4 protein-coding genes are annotated in these 4,098 nt (G+C 49.3%); all 4 read left to right on the forward strand.

All coding sequences use genetic code 11. From position 1 onward, the window contains the following. The first annotated feature begins 233 nt into the window (after nt 1-233). Nucleotides 234-1,022, forward strand: coding sequence for a hypothetical protein (locus tag LWH94_RS18790; protein WP_232903261.1), 789 nt, complete (start codon nt 234-236; stop codon nt 1,020-1,022). Next, a complete protein-coding gene (locus tag LWH94_RS18795) occupies nt 1,019-2,347 on the forward strand; it encodes a lipopolysaccharide biosynthesis protein (RefSeq protein WP_232903262.1) in 1,329 nt (442 codons plus the stop codon). Before LWH94_RS18790 ends, LWH94_RS18795 begins: the two co-directional genes overlap by 4 nt. A 148-nt stretch (nt 2,348-2,495) precedes the next feature. After that, entirely contained in the window at nt 2,496-3,335 is an 840-nt protein-coding gene (locus tag LWH94_RS18800; protein ID WP_232903263.1) for a hypothetical protein, read from the forward strand. Next, nucleotides 3,328-4,050, forward strand: a complete 723-nt coding sequence (locus tag LWH94_RS18805) for a hypothetical protein (protein ID WP_232903264.1) — start codon at nt 3,328-3,330, stop codon at nt 4,048-4,050. Before LWH94_RS18800 ends, LWH94_RS18805 begins: the two co-directional genes overlap by 8 nt. Nucleotides 4,051-4,098 lie beyond the last annotated feature (48 nt).

The raw sequence follows: 4,098 nt of genomic DNA on the forward strand, positions 1-4,098 counted from the left end.
CTTTACGCCCGGTAACTGAATTTCAGTTCAAAGTAGCGTAGAATCGCGCCGTTTATTAACAGTATTTTGTGTGCATGGATCGGCCTCCCTCCTGGGGTGGCCTGATTGCTTATTGCCTGACTACGCTGATTTGGGTTGGTGGGGCGGTAGCGTGCGTGTGTGACTGGTTCGCCCCGTAAGCGTAAGAAAAAGATATATAGTTGAAGCTATGTTAGGCTGATTTGGAGTATCAAATGAACTACCGGCGTTGGTTTGGCGGGATTATTTTGGGCCTTTTCATCGGTGTGTGTGTTGGGTTGTTCCAATCGTATCTCTTTGAGCAGCCGAAATATATTGCATCTGTAACCCTGAATGAAAGGGTGTTATTTGATGAGTACTGGGAAGCTGCCCCTGATGCCTTGGCCAAGGCAGAGTTAAGGCGAGCGGCGCTTTCAGGCAAGACCTCAAGTTTGAATTCTGAATACAATGCTATTCTCGGGGATTTGCTGAATGGATGGTTTCGGCTTCTCGACGAAACCCTGTTCCGGTTTCCGATTGATGAAGCTTTAAAGTCAAACGAACCGGGCCAAGGCATTCAACGCTATGCTAGGCTGAACCGAGGGTTCACGGATGGCCTTAACCAGCGTTCGATCACTTTTCGGGCGGTCGGGAGTAGTGCTGAGAACGTGGAACGCGAACTGCTTGAGTGGGTAGTGCGAGTGCAAACCTCAAGCCAGGAACATGCTCACGCAGCAGTCAAATCCTGGCTAACCCGCAAATCGGACAGCTTGCAAGCGCTATCAGAGGGTGGTGAATTTGATCTTTCTGAAGATGAACTTGCCAAGGTGAGCCGTATGGCGGTTGATTTTCGGCGCTCTGCAAATGACCTTCCTTTGATCAGTCCTTTTCAGGAAGAGGTGTTGGACGTTGTGGTGTCTTCGCCACACCGTGGGTTGATTACAAGGGTTTCTGTGTGGGGCCTGATGGGTGCGGCTCTTGCCGTTGTGCTGCTTGGGGGCCTTCAGTTGAAGAGGCGCCCTTGAGTATTCGTGGTCGCTTTTTGAAACTGTTGTTTGGGCCGGTCGTTACGCTGGTTGTCGGGGTTCTGTCGGGGCCTTTGATTTCGAGGCTTTATACTCCTGAGGAGTTTGGGCGGTACTCGGTGTTGTTGGGAGTGGTTGGCATAGGTGTTGTTGTTGTTACGGTCCGTTTTGAGCAGCTGATTCCTACCAGTAAAGACCCGGCCTCCAGCTTCTGGATATCCCTGGTTTGTTCGATTGCCGGGGCAGTTTTGCTGGGTTGTGTCGCCTACCTGTTTGTCTCGCTTGAAGAAACGCTATTTATCATATTTGCGACAATGGCTGTCGCCATATTTAACGGGTTTTATTACCTGCTGGTTAATGCTGGCCATCCATTGAGAGCGTCCTCGGGCAGGGCGGTGCAGGCTGGTGGGGTTCTTGGCGGCCAGGCAATGTTTGGTGCTGCCGGATGGGGGATGCTGGGGCTGATGTGGGGGGAGCTATCCGGTCGGCTTATCTCGCTTGTTTTCGTTTTTCGGAAAGTGCAATTTCATGGCGTTTCGGTAATAAAGAGAGAGTTCTTTGCACAGTGGCCCGCCGCAAAATGGTTGCTTCCGGGAGCACTTTCAGGGGCAATCGCTCTGCAGCTGCTGCCCTTGGGAATGGCGGTTTCAGTGGGCGCCGCCGCCGCAGGCATTTTCCTTCTCATTTATCGAATGGTCGTCATCCCTAACTCACTGCTCTCCAAAGTTGCCAGTGATACTCTTTTGATTGAGTTAAGCCGGTTGGAGAAAAACGGTCTGCCCATTTGTGGTGCGGTTGAAATCGGCCTCGGAAAGCTTCTCCTGGCGGCAACATGTTTATACGGGACCCTTGCTGTCTACGGAGGTTGGCTGTTTTCGATCCTTCTCGGTGATCAATGGTCAGCGTCTGCTGAGTTGATACCTTGGTTGGCCATTTTTGTGGGTTTTTGGTCTCTTGCATCACCTCTGGCGATGGTGTTCGTTGCCATGAAGAAAACCAGATGGTCGTTTGGCTTGAGTTTTCTTGATGTGGCGAATCGTTGCGTGGCTTTGGTGGTCGGCTTTGTTTATCAAGATGTTTTGAATGCGACTATTTCCCTAGCACTGGGTGGAGCTGTTGTCTATGGAACAACGGTCGCTTGTGCCTTAAGGCTGGCAAATGCGGATTTTGTGCGGGCGGTGTCTCCGATGCTGCTTAGCGCTACGGTGGTGATATCTCTCCTGGTTTTGAGTGGGTTGCTGTTTGCCCGTGATGCCTGGATTGCGTCCCTCTTCCTAACGGTAATTGCTTTTGGTGTGTCTGGAAAAAAGGTTGTTTATGGTTAAGAGGGTGGCAATCGTCGGAACTTACATGTGGACGCCACGTATCGCCGAATCCTTAAAAAAGTATACGGGGGTAGTCTGTACACCTGTGTCTGAGGTTAAGCCAAGAGACGCCCTGCGTTTATTGGGTGTTCTCGGTGCGGATGTGACCATGCGTATTGGCTTTAGACCGGGCCAGGTTCGGCCAAGAGGTATTGTGCTTGATCTTGTTTGTCTGTTTTATATCCTGGCGGGGGGTAAATTAGTGTTTTACTGGACGGGGTCAGACGTGCCTAGAACGATTCAGTCACTCGCAGACCGCAGCTTGGTGTCGCGCCTGTGGTCGTTACCCGTAACGCGCCTGCTCCTGCGCAAAAGCGAGCACTGTGTTGCTGCACCTTGGTTAGTGAATGAGCTTGAGAGCATTGGGTGTACTGCGGAGAATTTTCCGGTTCCCACGCCAACTGAAGGCTTCGAGAGCGCTTCAGAATTAAGCCTTGGCTCTTGGCCAGACCAATTCACAGTACTTTCCTACGTGCCTGACCACAATTATCAAAATTATTGTGGTGATGAGATTGTAGAGTTGGCCACGCGAATGCCACACGTGAGGTTTCGCGTTATGGGGGGGGATGGTGACTGGTGTAAAAAAAAACCAGATAACCTGGAATTTTTGGGGTGGACGGATGCTTTAGAGGAGTACCGCCGGTGTGTTGTGCTATTGCGAGCGGTACGTCATGATGCGTTGGGAGGGACAGTGCGAGAAGCCCTTCTGTGTGGTCGATATGTCTTATACACGTATCCACATGAATGTGCTGAGTTGCTGCCTGATCCAGATGTATACACGAGCTTTGTTGCGGTTACTGAAGAGCGTTTAATGGAGTTGTTGGAGTTGTACCAGGCCGGCCAGCTGCGGGTAAACAAGCAAGGTTATGAGTGGGTAAGGGCCAATTTGTCTGAGAAGGTGCTGGCAATAAATCTGGCCAATCGTTGGTTTGAAACTCGGCATGAATAGAGTTTATCCTTTATCGTTGTTTGCTCTTGGTCTAGCTATGCTGTTCATTATGTTTTTTATGAGCGGCGTTTTTGGAGTATTGTATGATACCGCGTTGGCTTCGTTTCTCTTATTGATTGTACTTTGCATTCCGTTGTTTGCTAAAAATATAAAATGGTATGAGCCCGTTTTTGCAGTCAATGCAATGTTTTTTTTATTTGGAATTTCTGGTACTTATCTCGCTTATACAGGGTTCTCAACAGCAGAGCATGCAGTTCACGATTTTTCAGATTTGGCGCGGCGAGCACCCCTGATAATCTTATACGTTGTCACCTGGATCCTGTGTTTTTACATCGGATACCTTTTTCTTAGAAAAGACCCTGTTGAATTGGCCAATAATGATTCCCTAGTGCCTCCTGTAAAAGAAAGTCAGGCGGTGGCTATGCGAATTTTTTCAGCGCTCTGTTTTATGGTTGCTTTTTTTAATCTTGCGTACAATATATGGATTTTTAGCCCTGATAGTCCAATAGCGTATTTTACGAGTTTTGGTGTATCAAGGTATCGAGAGCAGGTTAATGAGGGTATCTATACGACCTTAGGTTACAACCTTTTTATTGTTGGTTTGATTTTTTATCGGCATTCATTTTTAAACTGGTCTTGGTGCGTATTCCAGACCAAGGTTGCCACTGATTCCAGACGAAGCCTGCCACCCATTCCACGCGAAAGCTGCCACTGATTCCACGGCAAAGCTGCCACCCTGGCAGGCTGCCTGATTCCCCCATCA

The organism is Marinobacter sp. G11, assembly GCF_021282325.1.
GTDB lineage: Bacteria > Pseudomonadota > Gammaproteobacteria > Pseudomonadales > Oleiphilaceae > Marinobacter > Marinobacter vinifirmus.

Excerpts from the sequence above, each read along its gene's own strand:
- LWH94_RS18790 (WP_232903261.1), top strand. The coding sequence starts at position 234 with ATGAACTACCGGCGTTGGTTTGGCGGGATTATTTTGGGCCTTTTCATC.
- LWH94_RS18800 (WP_232903263.1), top strand. The coding sequence starts at position 2,496 with ATGCGTATTGGCTTTAGACCGGGCCAGGTTCGGCCAAGAGGTATTGTG.
- LWH94_RS18805 (WP_232903264.1), top strand. The coding sequence starts at position 3,328 with ATGAATAGAGTTTATCCTTTATCGTTGTTTGCTCTTGGTCTAGCTATG.